Below are 16,247 nucleotides of genomic sequence, written 5' to 3'. Positions count from 1 at the left end.
CTTGCGCATGGACCGACCCGCAGCCTCGCCCACTCTGGAGGCCTCCGCCGCAGGCGGAGGGGAGCCCTGCGATCTTGCCGAGGACCTGTCCGCAGCGCCGGGCTTCCTCGCCGAAGGCAGCCCGCGCGGCGTACTCGAGACGGCCTTGACGCGCGTGCGCGCGGGGGAGCACGCCGTGCTCGCGCTGGTGCTGGAAATCGATGGCTCCACCTACGCCGGTGCCGGCGACATGGTGCTGTTCTGCAACGGCAGCCAGGTCGGCTGGCTGAGCGGCGGATGCCTGGAGCCGGAGCTCGCGCGACGCGCGGAGCAGGTGAGCGCGGCAGGGCGGGTCGACTGGATCGAGATCGACACCCGCAGTGACGACGACCTGTTGAGCGGGTCCGCGCTCGGCTGCCGCGGCCGGCTTCGGATTGCGCTCCTGCCATTGCGTGCCATGTCCGGCATCGACGACGTCATCGAGGCCTGGCTCCGCGAGGGCGTGCCACTACAGCGCGAGCTGCGCGCATCGGGGCAGATCGTTTTCCGCGCGGGCTGTCGCGAGCGGACGTGGCAGCTGCACCCGATGGACGGTACGCAGTCCTTTGGCGAGGGCGCATGGCATTTGCCGTTGCCCCGGCTTCCGCGGGCTCTGGTGTTGGGGGGCGGCCCCGAAACGCCCTTCCTCGTTCCGTTGCTGCGCGGCCTGGGGTGGCGGGTCAGCGTGGCCGAACGGCGAGCGCGCTGGGCCCCAGCCGGGCAGTACGCCGATGCGCATCTTCAGACCAGCCCGGCCGAGGCCCTCCATGGCGACCCGTGCGACGCGGCACTGGTGATGCATCACGATTTCGAACTGGACCGGGAGACGCTGGCGGCCCTGGCTGATACCAAAGTCGCGTTCATTGGGCTGCTGGGTCCGCGGCGAAGGCGCGAGGACCTGTTCAAGCTGCTGACACCGGATCAGCGCCACCGCCTTTCCCCGAGACTTCGATCACCTGTCGGCCTGAATATCGGCGGCCGGGGGCCAGAGGCGATTTCGCTCAGCATCGCCGCGCAGCTGCAGCAATGGCGAAGCGCGCACGGCAGGTGACTGACGCGCATGCGGTCGTCGTGCTGGCTGCCGGCGGGAGCACCCGACTTGGCCAGCCCAAGCAGCTTCTGACCCGGCAGGGCGAGACCCTGGTACATCGCGTGGCGCGGTTGGCGCGGGAGCTCGCGCCAGCGCAGGTGCTGGTCGTGGTGGGCGCGAACGCACAGGCCGTGACATCCAGCATTGCCGGGCTGGATGCCACCCCGGTAACCAACCACCACTGGGAACGCGGCCTGGCGAGCAGCCTGCAGGTTGCCGGCGCACACCTGCTGGCCACGGTGACCGTGGTGATGGTCGTGGCATGCGACCAGCCCGCGATCGAGCGCTCCCATCTGCAGGCGCTGCTTTCCGGTGCCCGCGCCTCGGCGTCAGGGTGCGCTGGCACCCGTCATGGAGACGCGCTTGGCATTCCTGCAGTAGTGCCGCGCGCCTGGTTCACCGCTGTCGGTGCAGCCGGTGACCGGGGCTTCGGAGCGCGCCTGCGGGAACTTCCTGTCGATATGGTGCATGTCCTACAGGCGCCGGAACTGGGCCTGGATATCGATACGCCAGAAGATCTAGCGCATGCGCGCGATGCGGGCTGGATCGATGCCGGGAGGTGACCCGCATGATCACAGGGCCAATGCCTGTCGCGCACGTGACGAGCGGAAGGACTGGAGCTCGAACCCTCGCTGCCCTCAGCCCTGTAGAGTCGAGCCATGCTCGACTACGGCACGCCACATCGCGCCCCGTCAGGCACATCACCAGCAAGAATCTGCAGCACCCGATCCAACAGAACAGGCTCCGGCACGTCAGCCAGCACCTGCTCCAGGTAATCCAACGGCTCCAACTGCCATTGAAGCAACGCGCCAAGCTGCAGAACCGCGGGCGCCCGCTGCTCTGCGTCCAGTGAGACCTGCAACAGCAGATGGTGCGGGCGCCTCTCCAACCACAGCACGGGTATGCCTCGGCAATGAACCTGGAACGCGGCATCCCGATGCCGCTCAACGAACTGGAAGCCCTGTCGTGGCCCAGCCTCCACGAACTGCACGGCTTGGCGGCGCAGTTGTGAGAATCGATCATCGTTGACGCTTTGGAACGCGACAGGCGAGGGCACCGGCGGCGCCGGCCACAGCGCCTGTGCCCCAACCACCACCACAAGACAGAGCGCGTTGGCCGCCCAGCGGCACCACGCCACTCAGCCCTCCGGATGCAGTCGGGTACTGGCGTGTGCGGTAAGGCCGATGCCAGCCATGATCAGCCCCTCCATCACGCGCGGACCGACGCACTGTCCCAGTTCGCCGTTCTCGCGGGCACGTTGCGCGGCCAGTAGGATCTCCAGCACCACCCGAAGGCCCGCGAGCGAGCAATCGGTATCCGCCAGTGCGATGCGCCGGCCCGGCATCTGGTGGCGTTCCGGCCAGGGCTGGCCATCGGAGGCGGCACCGGCGCCGATGCTGTGCAGCAGGGCGATGAGAGTGTTCGGGTCCAACGCGGGGCCGTTGGCGGGCGCATCGTGGATCGGGTGCGGGGCAGGTGAGTGGGGCTGGGTCATGGCTGGGCTCCTTGCGTGCAGGCAGAAGCCGCCACCGATAAAGGTGGCGGACGATGCGTGGTTCGAAACCCGGTCTACGCTAAGCCGGCGGGCACAAGGCCCCCACGCACCGCCCGCCATAGTCGGCCGACGGTTGCCAGCCGGCATCACCCAGGGAGTGATGCCGACTGGCAAGCGCTTACTTCAGCGTAGAACCGGGGATTCGAAGCCCCGACCACCCGTTTCCGGTGGCACGCAAAGGAATACGCCCGGTTGTGCGCGATGCCAATGCAGTAAGGCCGATGCCGACACCACTTTCAACATTTTCAGAATCGTTGCATATGGCGCAGGGGGGCCGGATCTTTGCGCTGCAAGGCTAACGGCGATGTTGGCGATCGGTGTCCGCGGACTGTCGGTATCCGCTCACCGGGATCATAAGGGAGGCGGATGCGACAATTTTGCCAGAGGCTGTCAGGCCTCAGTAACCCTTCAACGCAGCCTTGGTTCGCTCCAGCCATGCGGCATTGTGGCTGCGCGCGTGGCGCGACCAGTGCTGAGCATCGTCGATGATGCTGGCGAACAGACTGCGGGCTTGCTCGCGATCGTCGGGTTGCGGCTGCGCCATCAGCCATTCGGCGTAGAGGCAGCGAGCGGCCGCGTCATTTCCGCACTCCACCGCGCGCTCGAACGCGGCACGGGTGCCGGGCGCTTGGGCGGTTGCCAATGCCTGCGCGTAAAGCAGCGTCTGTTCCGGCTTGTGGCGCACATCCGGATGGCGGGCGAACAGGCCGTCCAGCGTCTCCACCGCAAGCGCGGGCTGTCCGGACTCGAGGCGAGCGCGGGCGAGTCCGGTCAGGATGTAGGGATCGTCGCCCAACGGCGAGCTGGCTGCCTGCTCAAGCAAGGTTCTGGCTTCCTCGGCCTGGCCGCCATCCAACAGCGTCATGCCCAGGCGAACCCGGTTCTGCACGGTCGGCGTGCGCGCCAGTTCGGCACGGGCGTTGCGCAGGTCCTGGCCCGGGTCCATGAGCTGCTTGGCGGAACGGACGACCTGCCGGGCGCCGCGCGAATGGCGGACTTCCGGGAAGTAGATCGCCAGGAAGTAGACGACGCTGCCGAGCAGTGGGAACGAGAAGAGCAGGATGAGCCAGTAGAGGCTCTGGCCCGAGCGGATGGCGTGCACCGCGAAGTAGATGGCGGCCAGTACGTGGAGTCCGATTCCGATATAGGGCATGTGTGCCGCCTCGTCCTTGTGAGGGGTGGAACTATAGTTGGGGAGGGGTGGGGCGCCAATGGGCGGGGTGATCGGGCGTGACGCGTCACGTTAATAGAGTGGATTCTGCAGAGCGGAGCGCAGCATGCCACTATGTGGCGGGGCTGCATTGATGGAAGGGGATACATGGAACGTACGCAGAAGACGCTAACGATGGCTGATGTTGCTGGATGGGGTTCGGCGCTCGTCACGTTCGGATTGATTCAAGGGGCCTTCTATCTGAAGGCGTATTGGGGGCACTTCGGCCTGGATCCCTTTCAGTTTGTTGCGGTGAGTGAGCTTGCGCTCGCAGGGCTTGCGGGGATCGGCATGGTGTTGTTCCTCATGCTGCTGGCCTCGCTGTTTGGCGGCTGGGTGGAGATGAAGGTCACGAGCGGCAGCTCCAAAAGCAAGCTGTTCGCATGGCTGTTTCCAGTGCTTTTCTTCACTGCCCTAGGGCTGCTGCTTTGGTGGTCGAACACGTGGCCTCTTCTGATAGGGGTTCTTCTGACGGTCATCTGTGCGTTGATCGTGCATCTTTCACCAGTGGTGCCCACCGCAGTGAAAGATTCCCCTTGGCTGATCTACGCCTTGGTGATGCTGGTCTACGTCTCGATAGCGTCAAGCATGCTTGGCTCCCAGCGTGCCGAGAAGATTTCCTCTGGCGGCGGCAAGCACGTGACGGCTGTGACTGTTGATGGAAAGGTCCAGGGCGACCTAAGCCTGATTGGTCGTCTTGGTGACAGCTATGCACTGTGGGACCCGGCGCGGAAAGCTACAGTGCTTGTGCCTGTTGGCGATGTTGGGAGGTTGGAGATTCTGCGAAAGGGTGTGATTCCTGTTCCGGCAGCCCAATAGGGCTGGATCTTGGCAAGCGCCAAGCTGGGAGGGGCAGTGCACTTCAGTACGGGGAGTGGCGATAAGGGATGTTTATCGAGGGTACGGTGGTTGCGCGCTTTGGGCTGGAAGTGGGTGCCGATCTGGAGAGACCTATCGCGCACATAGAAATGTCCACTTCTAGCCGAGGGCAGACAGATTGGCTGAGATCAGCGCGACTCCTCGTTTAGTTCGAGGCGGCTTGAGATATCGCGACCAGGTCCGCTGCCGTAGGCGGTGATTCGATACTTCGAAGCCGGTGAGCTTCAGGGGCATGAGTGTGATGAGATCTGATGGAGAGGAGAGCGGCGTATCCAGTCCGTGAATCAGTGTCTGAACCGAGGCCATTTCTCCATCGAATCTCCATCCGCGCTCCAAGAAACGTCCATTTGCGGCTTTCAGAATGACTGCGTGGCGGCTGCGATGGGTAGCCGCGGTCATTTGGCGTGAGTGTTCATGAACAATCGCAAGTTAGTGGCTATTGCAGTTGTGCTTGCCGCAATAGTGGGGGGCACCGTCTGGTCGATGAGTTCAGCTGGGGACGATGCTGCGTTGATCACCGCGCCCGCAAAGATTGCCGATCTGGAGAAGACTGTACAGGCGGTTGGCCGGGTCAATCCTAAGGAGCTGGTGGCCGTTGGCGCGCAGGTATCAGGTCAAGTCACGAGTCTGCATGTCACGCTGGGTCAACGCGTGAAGGCCGGGGATCTCATTGCTGAAGTCGACTCGCAGCCTCAGCGCATCGCTCTGCGCAGCGCTGAAGCTGCAGTCGGCGCGCTCCGTGCGCAGCAGGCCGCTAGCAAAGCTCGCTATTTGCAAGCGAGCAGCATGTATGAGCGGCAGGCTCGCTTAGTGAAATCGCAAATGGTCTCGCTGGAGGGCTTTGAGGCTGCACGAGTGGCGCGTGACGCCGCCCACTCGGAGGTTGCCTCGCTACAAGCCCAGATCGATCAGGCTGTCACGCAGGTGGAAACGGCTCGGATCAACTTGGGCTACACCCGCATCGTTTCCCCTACAGAGGGCTACATCGTGGCCATAGTGACAAAGGCCGGGCAGACCCTGAACTCGATGCAGACCACGCCAACGATCGTCATGCTCGCGCAGATGGACATTATGACGGTACGCGCTGAGATCGCAGAGGCCGACGTGGAACTGGTGAAGCCAGGCCAGCGCCTCTGGTTCTCGACTCTGGGCTCCAAAGGCCGCCGGTATGAGTCACGCCTGGAGAGGTTAGAGCCGGCGCCGGCGACCATAGCCGACAGTGCGACAACTACCTCCGGCAGCACGTCTCAGGCGCAGAAGGCCGTCTACTACGCGGGATTGTTTGACGTCCCCAATCCGGGCTTGAAGCTCAAGCCTTCCATGACCGTGAAAGTGAATCTGGAACTGGCTCGGGTGGCCAACGCGTTGCAGGTACCCCTGACGGCACTTGTTGAGTCAGGCGATAGCACCGGAAAAGAGATCTTCGTACGCGTCGTTGATGCCAAGGGACGTGTAGCGCAGCGGCAGGTCACCACCGGCTTGCGCACATCTACTTCAGCGCAGATTCTTTCTGGCCTACGTGCGGGTGAGAATGTGGTGATCGGCCAAGCCACACCGGGCGCTATCGAGCCTAGCGCTACTAGCCTGCTGGGGATGTGATCATGGCTGAAGCGTTGCTGGAAGTTAGGGGCGTTTCGCGTGCCTACCACTCGGGCGCGGGCGAGATTGTCGTGCTGAAGGATGTTTCGCTGCGTATCCAGGCCGGTGAGTTCATAGCCATCATCGGGCCGTCTGGCTCAGGCAAGTCAACATTGATGAACATTCTGGGGTGTCTGGATCGCCCCACTGGCGGCAGCTATCTCGTCAACGGCAATGCCACCGAGGACATGCAGCCCGATGACCTCGCCCGTCTACGCCGGGAGTACTTTGGCTTCATATTCCAGCGGTACAACTTGATGGAAGATTTGAGCGCCACAGAGAACGTGGCGCTTCCGGCCATTTACGCCGGCGTAGCCGCCGGGGCGCGTAACCCGCGCGCGCGCACGCTGCTTGAAAAACTTGGCCTGGGTGAGAGGACATCGAACAAGCCTAGCCAACTGTCCGGGGGGCAGCAGCAACGCGTCTCTATCGCTCGCTCCTTGATGAACGGCGGATCCATTATCCTCGCGGATGAGCCCACAGGTGCATTGGACCATGCCAGTGGACAACAGGTGATGGAGGAGCTGAAGCGCCTTCATGCCCAAGGCAAGACGGTAGTGCTGGTGACGCACGACCGGGCTATTGCCGCGAATGCACCCCGCGTCATTGAAGTGTCCGATGGTCGAATTGTGTCCGACCACGTCGAGGGAGGTCGCTCGGCTCAGTGTCCTGAAGCGCTAATCGATCCAGACCTGCCACCAGCTCGCACGGCTCGTTCTCGACTCGACGTCATCCGCGAGGCCGCGGGGATGGCCGTGCGCTCCATGCTGTCTCATCGCTTGCGCACGTTGCTGACTATGCTCGGGATCATAATCGGTGTGGCTGCCGTGGTATCGGTTGTCGCGCTGGGCAAAGGCGCGCAGTCACAGGTCGAGTCTCAGATCAACGAACTGGGTGCCAGCACTCTGGAGGTTTTCCCAGGTAGTGACTTCGGAGACCCAAGGTCGGCTGAGATTGAGACACTCGTCGTCGGTGACGCTGATCATCTGGGCGAGTTGACCTATGTGGATAGCGTGAGCCCAAACCTAAGCGGCTCCGTGGCGGCACTTCAAGGCAGCCGCCGGGCTAATACTCAAGTGCTGGGTGTGGGCGCTGAACTGCCTCGCGTTCGGGGGATGCGCCTTCTGGCTGGTCGGTTCTTCACGGACGCTGAAGTGGAGGAACACGCCGCGGTAGGCGTGATTGACCAGAAGGCCGCCAGTGCACTCTTCAGTGGTAATCCTATCGGCAGCACGCTGCTATTGGGGGGCATGCCTGTTGAGGTGATTGGCGTGGTCGGGTCGAGCGCATTTGCCGGCGGTGCAACGCCAACGGTGTATGTGCCACACACGTCGGCCTCATCGAGGCTACTGGGCAGCCAACGCTTGGAGAGCATCATTGTTCGGGTGCGCGACAACGTACCTACAAGAGCAGCCGAAGCACTGTTGCGAGCCGAGCTCCAGCGTCGGCATGGCACGAATGACTTTTTCATCTACAACTCGGACCAGATCCGGAAGGCTGTAATGAAGTCCAGTCAGACGATGACAGCCTTGGTCTCAGCAATCGCGGCTGTTGCGCTCATCGTAGGCGGAGTAGGAGTCATGAACATCATGCTGGTATCAGTGAAAGAGCGCGTGCGCGAGATTGGCGTGCGTCTGGCTGTGGGGGCGCGCCAGGGCGACATCTTGCGTCAGTTCCTGATCGAGTCAGTCCTGATTTGCCTCTTCGGCGGCGTGCTAGGCATCCTGCTTGCTCTCGGCCTGGGCGCATTGTCGACTCTGGTGTCGATAGGCGTGCCTTTCCAGTTCACAGCGTGGCCCGTGATAGGCGCCTTGGCCTGCTCGTCAGCGATTGGCCTTGGCTTCGGATACTTCCCCGCTCGGAGTGCCGCTCAGCTGGATCCCATTCAAGCGCTTACGGCAGACTAGCAGGAGCTGTCTGGCTCTGCCTTACATTCATTCCTTTTGCCGGGCGTGCGGCGGCCTTGTACAAGAGAGTAGGGGGCTATTCTCTAGCTTTTGATCAGCAGCACCTAAATCAACTGTCGTCTAGAGACCAGCCTTCGCCGATGCGCCTCCATTAACGAGACGAACGCTACCGGTGCTCGAAACGAGTGGGGAGTCAGCTCAGTTAGTTGATCTAAGATGCGTAGGACGCATCTTCGGGCGAGTTCAAGCTACCCGGGACCTTTCCTTCCCCAGAGCGAGGAGGACTCTGGCTAATGCCAGGTGATGTGAGTTGCCGGAGTCGACAGTACGCTGTAGCTACTGGATGCTAAGATGCGCTCTTGAACACTAATTGGGGAAACGCGACCTACTCACCACCCCATGTGGGTACGGCGGTGAGCGGTGCGCTTTCGAGGCCGTTGCCTTGATCCTGAGCAGCGACCGCCTGCCGGTTACTCAACAGCTGGCTTGGCGATGCTCACAACGAGCCGGGCGTTACTTACCGATTGGCCCTTGCCGCACTCCGAGCATGCGAGAATGGTCCCGCCTGGAATAGATCGGAGAGCAGGCCACTTGAGGTGATTGACATGCTGGCAGCTATTGCAGCGCACGCATATAGATACGACGCTTTGGATATTCCCTTGCATGTCATACAAGGGGTCGATGTCCAGCACGAAGAACAGACCTGTATCTGTCATGGCGGTGTACCGAGATGTGATGAGTCCTGGCCGACCCAATGACGTTGGCCAGGCGCTATTCTGCGGGTTGCGACGGATTGACCAGATGGGACGACGAACCTTTAAGGATAAAGAACAGGCCGGCGGACAGCATGGCAATTGCGCCGGAGGCCATCAGCAGCACTACTCCGTGTCCCTGAGAAAATGCCAGACGAGCAGCAGCCATCACTACCTGCGCATCATCCGCCGCTAGGCTGCTCGCCGCCAGTGCGGTCTCGCCGATCGAGTGGGTCGCGTGCTCCGGAATCAGGCCCCGTACTTCTGGTGGGACCTCGAGTCTGGCGGTATAGAGCCTTGTCACAAGCACTCCAAACCCGGTAATGCCAAGCCCTGTCCCGAGATCGTAGCTTGTGGCCTCAAGTGCGCCGGCAGAGCCTGCTTTGCTGGCCGCTGCACTACTCATGATTGCCGCCGATGAGGCGGTGAGTCCAACGCTCAGAGCGAAACCCAGCGTCGCGAGCAGAACTGTGATCACGACTCCGCCGTGTTCAATGCTCACCAGCCCCAAGCCAGCGAGTGCTATCGCCGCAACCGCCATTGCAGCCACGGCAACGCTTCGAAGGCCGGCGTGAGCGGTCAACAGGCCACCTAATGGGCCTCCCGCCATTGCGCAGATCATTATCGGAAGCAGGAAAACACCTGCCTGCAAGGGCGTCTTGCCCATCGAGAACTGAAGCTCCTGGGCCACTGTCAGCTCAACGCCGGCAAGCGCCCCCATGGTGACCAGCCCCATTAGAACGCCCGCCCGCACCGCGGGCATCTTGAAAAGGCCGAGATCGAGCATTGGATTTGCTGATTTCAGCTGCTTTCCGATGTAGAGGGCAAGCATGCCAGCACCGAGAGCAACAGCTGCTGCAGTGAGCAGGAGCGAGGATTCAGGCTTTGCGGCATTCTTGATGCCGTAGACAAGTGACATCACGCCAACCATGAGGATCAATGCTTGACCGATCGACCAACCCCGTTCACGTGAGCCGCGTCCAGAGGGGAGCCACTTCAACGTCAGGGGCGTGACCAGGACAAGGATGGGGACGTTCACAAGAAACACGGCCCCCCACCAGAAGTACTCAAGAAGCAAGCCGCCTACCAGTGGCCCGATCGCGGCACAGGCCGATGCGACAGCGGACCAGATTCCCAGAGCAAACGCGCGCTCTTGCTCATCCTTAAAAGTTTGTCGGATGATGGCCAGGACACACGGAATGACCATAGCCGACCCAATCGCCATGACCGCGCGCGCCAGGATCAGGATCTGGGCAGTGGGCGAGAGCGCTGCTACTACCGAGCCGACCAGGAAAACTCCCAATCCGCAGAGCAGCAAGCGCTTGTGTCCTAGCCGGTCGGCAAGAGTCCCCATTGGGATGAGAAGGCTTGCCATCACCAAAGGATAGACGTCGATGATCCACTGTATCTGCGTGCCAGTAGCAGATAGTGCGAGCGTGAGCGGCGGGACGGCAATATGAAGGATGGTCAGGTCCATCGCAATGGGCACGAATGACGCGATAACCGCTGCCAGCACCAACCACTTGTTTCTCACCGTTACAGGGTTCATGACTCTCTTGTTGCGCTCAAGGCTGAGGAGGAGGGCAGGTGTCGACACTAGATCGTCTTCCGCGACAAGTCAGAATCTGCGGAGCTGTCGCCCGTTCGATCCTTGGAGAACGTTGACATCACCCAGTGATAGAAGATCGGAATGAAGAGGACACCTAGAACAGTAGCAGCCAGCATCCCGCCGACCACGCCTGTGCCGATGGCGTTCTGGCTGGCCGCACCAGCGCCTGACGCGATCGTGAGCGGGACCACGCCGAGAATGAACGCAAGCGATGTCATCACAATTGGTCTGAAGCGAAGCTTCGCCGCCCGCAGCGCTGCCTCGAAGACGCTACTACCTTCGGCATGCAGCTCCCTAGCGAACTCCACGATCAGAATTGCATTCTTCGTCGCGAGGCCAATGATAGTGATGAGGCCAACCTTGAAGTACACATCGTTGGACATGCCTGCCAGGCTCACCGCTCCGACCGATCCGATTGCGCCGATCGGAACGATCAGCATCACCGCAAAAGGAATGGACCAGCTTTCATAGAGGGCGACGAGGAGCAGGAACACAACGACCAGTGCGATCGACAGTAGTGCGGGCGCCTGCGAGCCAGCGAGCTTCTCCTGGAAGGACAGGCCGGTCCACTCGTACCCGATGCCTTGGGGCAACTGCGAGGCAATCTTCTCCATTTCGGCAAGCGCTTGGCCCGAGCTGCTCCCCGCCGCAGCATCTCCGGTAATCGCGAACGACGGATAGCCGTTGTACCGGCTGATCTGTACCGGGCCAACTTCCCAGGAACTATGAGTAAAGGAGGTAAGCGGAACCTGCTTTCCTTCTCTGTTAGTGACGTAGAGGTCCCTCAATGAGTCCGGCGACATTCGATACTGCGTGTCGCCCTGAACTACCACGCGCTGCATTCGTCCCTTGTTCACGAACTCATTGATCATGGCCGATCCATAGGCGCTGGAAAGCACATTCGTGGCGTTATCAAAGCTCACACCAAGCGCCTCCGCCTTCTCACGATCAATTTCCAGCCTAAGCTGCGGCGCGTCGGGAATGCCTTCGATAGATGCGTAGGCGATCTTTGAGGATTTTCCGGCGCGCTCCAAGAGCTGGTTTACCGCGGTGGTCAGGGCCTCACGCCCGACTCCCGCGCGATCCTGGATCCGCATCGAGAAGCCTCCGGAGTTGCCAAGTCCATCTACTGGTGGAGGACTCATTGCCAGCACGGTCCCGTCCTTGATGCCTGCGAAGAACGCATTGGCTGCAGCAACTTCTGTTGCCGTAGTCTCTTTGCGGCTGCGCATGGACCAGTCCTTCAATGTGGGGAATGCCATGGCCGCATTGGCCCCTGAACCAGAGGAGCTGAAACCGAAGATGACAGTGACCTCGTCAATATTTGGACGCGTCGCGAAGTATTCGATTGCCCGCGCGGCCACCTTACGTGTCCGGGACTCCGAAGCGGCTGGAGGCAGCTGGATATCCAGCATCATGTAGCCCTCATCCTCGGGAGGAACGAAGGATTCGGGTAGACGCAGGTACATGAATGCAAGCAGACCCAGCAGGGAAGCATAGAGAAGCATGAGCCGCCCGCTCCTACGCATGAGTCGCTTGTTGGTTGCATCGTAGGCGTTGGTAGCACGCGCGAACGAGCGGTTAAACCAATCGAAGAATCCGTTCCTTTCAGTGTGATGCCCCGCCTCAACGGGCTTGAGGAGCGTCGCGCACAAGGCAGGCGTCATGGTCAGCGCCAGGAAACCTGAGAAAAGGATCGAGACCGCCAGCGCGACAGAGAATTGCTTATAGATGACGCCAACAGAGCCCTGCATGAAGGCGAGGGGTAGGAACACCGCAGATAGAACCAGCGTGATGGCGACAATCGCGCCGCTCACCTGCTTCATTGCTTTGATCGAGGCATCCTTGGGTGAAAGCGCCTCTTCAACCATCAAGCGCTCAACGTTCTCGACTACGACAATCGCGTCGTCCACGAGAATGCCGATGGCAAGGACCAAGCCGAACATCGTCATCATGTTGACTGAGAAGCCGAGAATGCCCATCACAGCCAATGTTCCCAGAAGGCACACTGGGACGACGATGGTCGGGATGATCGTATAGCGGATGTTCTGCAGGAACAGAAGCATCACCAAAAATACGAGTACGATGGCTTCAGCGAGCGTCATCAGCACTTTCTTGATGGCTACATTCACGAACTTGGAACTGTCAAGCCCAACGGAGTACGTGACGTCAGCGGGGAACGTCTTCGAGAGCTCGGCAAGGCGATTCCTGACGGACGCCACGGTTGCGACCGCATTGGCGCCGGGAGCAAGCTGCACTGCAGCACTCGCCGAGACCTTGCCATTGCTCTCAGTTGCAAAGCGATAGTCCTGCAGACCGGTTTCCAGTCGCGCTACGTCCGACAGACGCACAATTGAGCCATCCTGCTTGGCGCGCAAGATGATTCGCCCGAACTCTTCTGGTGAGGACATCGTGCCCTGCACCAGCAGGTTCGCGGTTAGCTCTTGGCTAGGCTCTGCAGGAGAGTCACCGAAGCTGCCCGCAGGAACCTGGATGTTCTGCGCGGTGATGGCGCTGTTGACATCCTGTACGGACAGGCCGAACCCAGCGAGCTTCAGCGGATTGATCCAAACTCGCATTGCCGAGTCCGCACCGAAGAACTGGACGCGGCCGACGCCGGGTATGCGGCGAATCTCGTCGTTGACGCTACGTGCCGCGAGTTCGTTGAGCTTGACGACGTCCTGAGATTGCACGCCGTCTTTATAGGTTAGCGTGTAGATCATGAGGAAGCTGGCGCTTGCCTGCTCGACCTGTATTCCGCTGCGCGTCACCGTAGGCGGCAGCCGGGATTCAGCGTTCTTGAGCCTGTTCTGTACGTCGACCTGAGCGAGGTTCGGATCGGTGCCGGGCTTGAAGGTCGCCGTAATCTCGGCGGAGCCATTGGAGCTGTTGGACTGGAAGTACAGTAGGTTGCGCGCACCATTGAGCTCTTGCTCAATGATGCTTGTCACAGTCTCATCGACAACTTTCGCAGAAGCTCCAGCGTACGATGCGGCAATACTCACCTGCGGGGGTGCAACCTCAGGGTACTTCTCAACCGAGAGACGCGGGATTGCCAGCAATCCTGCGAAACAGATGAAGATTGCCACGACCCAGGCAAAGTTGGGTCGTTCGATGAAGAATCTGGACATGAGAATGTTCCGGTTTCGCGTTCGTAGTCAGAGCTGGAATGGCCGCTCAATGAATGCCTTTTTTGCAGGCATCAAGTCGTCAAGGCTGAGTTGGACTTGGAGCGGTCTCGGAGCGAGTCTTAGCGCTTGGCACCTTCATGCCCTCTTTGACTTTTTCAACACCAGAAGCAACTACACGCTCGCCTTCACGCAGCCCTCGGACCACCTGCCAGCTACCGTCCTGCATGCGGGAAGTCTCGACCTTTCGGACGTGAATAACATTGTCGTCGCCGACCAACATCACATATGCCTTGCCAGCAGCGTCGCGCTGGATAGCACGCTGCGGAACAAGAACTACAGGGGACGCCTTCCCGGCGTTGAGGCGAACGCGCACGAACATGCCTGGGAGCAGCGTGCCATCGCTGTTTGGGAACTGGCCGCGCATGGCGATGCGTTCGGTTCCCGGGTCCACGGCAATGTCCGTGAAAAGCAGCCTGCCTGAACGTACGGCGCCCGTCTCAGGGATCTCGATGGTTACAGTTGGGTCCCCAGCGCCCGCCGATCCGGTAGCCGCGGCGCGCATGCGCAACATGTCGCCGGCGGGTTGGCTGAAATCGGCGTAGATCGGGTCCAGCTGCTGAACAATAGCCATGGCGGTGCTGCTATCTTGGCCTACCAGCGCTCCTTCCGTGACCAGGGCTCGGCCGATCCGTCCGTCAATGGGGGATCGTACCGTGGCGTGCCCGAGCTGGATCTTCGCGCTCTCGACTGCGGCCTTGTTCGACTGCAGCCCCGCCTCGGCGGTTCTCAGACGAGTCAGTGCGACTTCGTAGTCCTGTTGGCTGATCGCCTTGATGGTTGCTAGCGGACCGAGTCGGCGCTCCTGAGTGCGAGCCTCATTGAGTTCAGCCTTCGCCTTTGCCAGCTCCCCCTCGGCTCGCGACAGCTCGGCACGAAAAGCTGATGGATCAATCCTAAACAGGACCTGGCCCGCCTTCACTTCGGCGCCTTCCTCGAACTCGCGACTGAGCACGATGCCAGCAACGCGCGAGCGTATCTCTGCAATTCGGACTGGAGAGATCCGGCCTGGCCATTCCTGTTGTTGCGACTGTTCGCCGGCGTGGACGGTCACGATCTCGTACGTCGGTGCGCTAGGCTCCTCTGGGCTCGTTTCCTTACTGCCCCCGCAGGCCGCTAGAAGACTCGCGAGCGCAAGACACGACATGAAGCGAATTTTGTTCGTAGCACTCATTCATTGATATCCGAGAAGAACCTCGATCCACGAGAGTCGAGTTATGGAAGTAGGGTTAACGATGGATGATCACGCGCAATGCAACACCGCGGATCCACTGCTTAAGCGATTCTGGCGTCGCCACCCGCTTTGTACTTCGGAGAAACAAAGGATCTAGCGACTGATGTGCCGGCGCACCTCGGGCGATTAGTCCGGTTCACCACAGGAAACTACGGAAGAGGTGAGAACTCAGTTCGTGGCGATTACAGCGGTACAAATGCGCTTCATCGCGCTCTCTCGCCGTCGCGTTCCTCTATTCCTGGACTAACCCTGCGGCCAATATCTTTCAGTCTTGCCAGCTGATCCACCATCGACGGTGCGTCGTCCAAGCTACCGACGAAGGTCCAAAGGTAGGTCATCACCGCATAGACATGGCCAGGAGTCACGTGATCGGTGCTTGCGAGCCGGGCTATAGTCAAAGCGAATAGCGTGGCCGCTGCGGTACCGCTCACCAAGAACGCACCTGCTTCACGGTCAGACAGCAGGATTCGTAGACGTGAAAGCGTGGTGTAGTGGCGGCGCAGTACGGAGGGGCTGACCCGGTCAACTAGCCGTATTTCGTGCTCGAGACGATTGTTCAGTCGACCATGTAGCTGTTCATTGCGCCGTGCAAATGCCGGCAACAGTAGCAGCGCGAAGATCAGGGTAACAACGCTGGCCGTACCCACCAATGGCTCAATCGCAAGCAGCATCGCCGCAGCGCCAAACATCGACACCAGGGCCGTGGCGATAATAGGCACGTGCTTTTCAAAGAAGTCCACGAACTCCCGTGCCAACACCACGCGCGCAGCGGACGTGGATACGGTCTGACCGAGACGCCTCTGGGCCTGCACCACATTGACCGCCAGATCGGCGTAGATTCGAGTGAAGGTGCGCGTATCGACTGCGCGACGTGCCGCACCGACCAGCCAGAAAAGTAGGACCACTCCGGCGTAGGAGATCGCCTGCCACACATTCCCGCGGATAATTGCATCCACGGCAAAGCCCGCGAACAGGGGATAGGCCAGCATGAGGGCGTTCTCTAGCGCGACCAGCGAGAATGTACCCGCGAGCTGCAAGGGATAGGTTCGTAGGATGGCTTTCAGGGTGGCGGCGGCGTTCTGCTGGCCAATGCTCCTGGCCGCCGCAGCGGGGCCAAGTGGGGTCGTCATGAGCGTCACGTCCTCGTTTTCGCCAGTATCGTCACTG

General features: G+C 60.9%; 12 protein-coding genes. 5 read left to right on the top strand and 7 right to left on the bottom strand.

All coding sequences use genetic code 11. The annotated features are described in order from the left end of the window. Positions 1–7: 7 nt before the first annotated feature. Positions 8–1,069, top strand: coding sequence for an XdhC family protein (locus tag AC5P5V_RS08265; protein WP_134967911.1), 1,062 nt, complete (start codon positions 8–10; stop codon positions 1,067–1,069). Beyond that, positions 1,045–1,671 (top strand): nucleotidyltransferase family protein, encoded by a 627-nt coding sequence (locus AC5P5V_RS08260; protein ID WP_134967910.1) that lies wholly within the window; start codon positions 1,045–1,047, stop codon positions 1,669–1,671. The genes AC5P5V_RS08265 and AC5P5V_RS08260 overlap by 25 nt, the downstream gene beginning before the upstream one ends. A gap of 104 nt (positions 1,672–1,775) precedes the next feature. On the opposite strand, the gene AC5P5V_RS08255 is transcribed toward AC5P5V_RS08260, so the two are convergent. The 3 genes from AC5P5V_RS08255 to AC5P5V_RS08245 all read right to left on the bottom strand — a co-directional run bounded on the left by AC5P5V_RS08255 (position 1,776) and on the right by AC5P5V_RS08245 (position 3,816). Then, entirely contained in the window at positions 1,776–2,246 is a 471-nt protein-coding gene (locus AC5P5V_RS08255) for a hypothetical protein (protein WP_134967909.1), read from the bottom strand. After that, on the bottom strand, positions 2,247–2,603 hold the full coding sequence (locus tag AC5P5V_RS08250) for a hypothetical protein (protein ID WP_134967908.1): 357 nt from the start codon (positions 2,601–2,603) through the stop codon (positions 2,247–2,249). It lies immediately after the preceding gene. A gap of 457 nt (positions 2,604–3,060) precedes the next feature. Then, complete coding sequence (locus AC5P5V_RS08245; RefSeq protein ID WP_134967907.1) at positions 3,061–3,816, bottom strand: tetratricopeptide repeat protein; 756 nt, start codon at positions 3,814–3,816, stop codon at positions 3,061–3,063. Positions 3,817–3,981: 165 nt separating this feature from the next. Between AC5P5V_RS08245 and AC5P5V_RS08240 the strand changes: the two genes are divergently transcribed. The 3 genes from AC5P5V_RS08240 (at position 3,982) to AC5P5V_RS08230 (ending at position 8,297) form a co-directional block, all read left to right on the top strand. Then, complete coding sequence (locus tag AC5P5V_RS08240; protein WP_049447970.1) at positions 3,982–4,692, top strand: hypothetical protein; 711 nt, start codon at positions 3,982–3,984, stop codon at positions 4,690–4,692. Between the two features lie 474 nt (positions 4,693–5,166). Further along, a complete protein-coding gene (locus AC5P5V_RS08235; RefSeq protein WP_111190383.1) occupies positions 5,167–6,351 on the top strand; it encodes an efflux RND transporter periplasmic adaptor subunit in 1,185 nt (394 codons plus the stop codon). 2 nt (positions 6,352–6,353) lie between these two features. After that, positions 6,354–8,297, top strand: coding sequence for a MacB family efflux pump subunit (locus AC5P5V_RS08230; protein WP_154350828.1), 1,944 nt, complete (start codon positions 6,354–6,356; stop codon positions 8,295–8,297). A 771-nt stretch (positions 8,298–9,068) separates the two neighbouring features. Here the strand turns inward: AC5P5V_RS08230 and AC5P5V_RS08225 are convergent. The 4 genes from AC5P5V_RS08225 to AC5P5V_RS08210 form a co-directional block, all read right to left on the bottom strand. Beyond that, positions 9,069–10,598: an MFS transporter gene (locus tag AC5P5V_RS08225; RefSeq protein ID WP_231352098.1), complete on the bottom strand. Its 1,530-nt coding sequence runs from the start codon at positions 10,596–10,598 to the stop codon at positions 9,069–9,071. 47 nt (positions 10,599–10,645) lie between these two features. Then, positions 10,646–13,789, bottom strand: coding sequence for a multidrug efflux RND transporter permease subunit (locus AC5P5V_RS08220; RefSeq protein WP_231352097.1), 3,144 nt, complete (start codon positions 13,787–13,789; stop codon positions 10,646–10,648). Between the two features lie 79 nt (positions 13,790–13,868). Then, the gene (locus AC5P5V_RS08215) at positions 13,869–15,020 is read right to left on the bottom strand and encodes an efflux RND transporter periplasmic adaptor subunit (RefSeq protein ID WP_154350825.1); all 1,152 of its coding nucleotides are present in this window, start codon (positions 15,018–15,020) and stop codon (positions 13,869–13,871) included. A 263-nt stretch (positions 15,021–15,283) separates the two neighbouring features. Further along, positions 15,284–16,210, bottom strand: coding sequence for an ABC transporter six-transmembrane domain-containing protein (locus AC5P5V_RS08210; protein WP_231352096.1), 927 nt, complete (start codon positions 16,208–16,210; stop codon positions 15,284–15,286). Positions 16,211–16,247: the final 37 nt, after the last annotated feature.

Source organism: Stenotrophomonas sp. YJH_SMC_130, from assembly GCF_059369035.1.
Note: the sequence above shows the minus strand (reverse complement) of the source record. Positions and strands in the feature narration are given on the sequence as shown.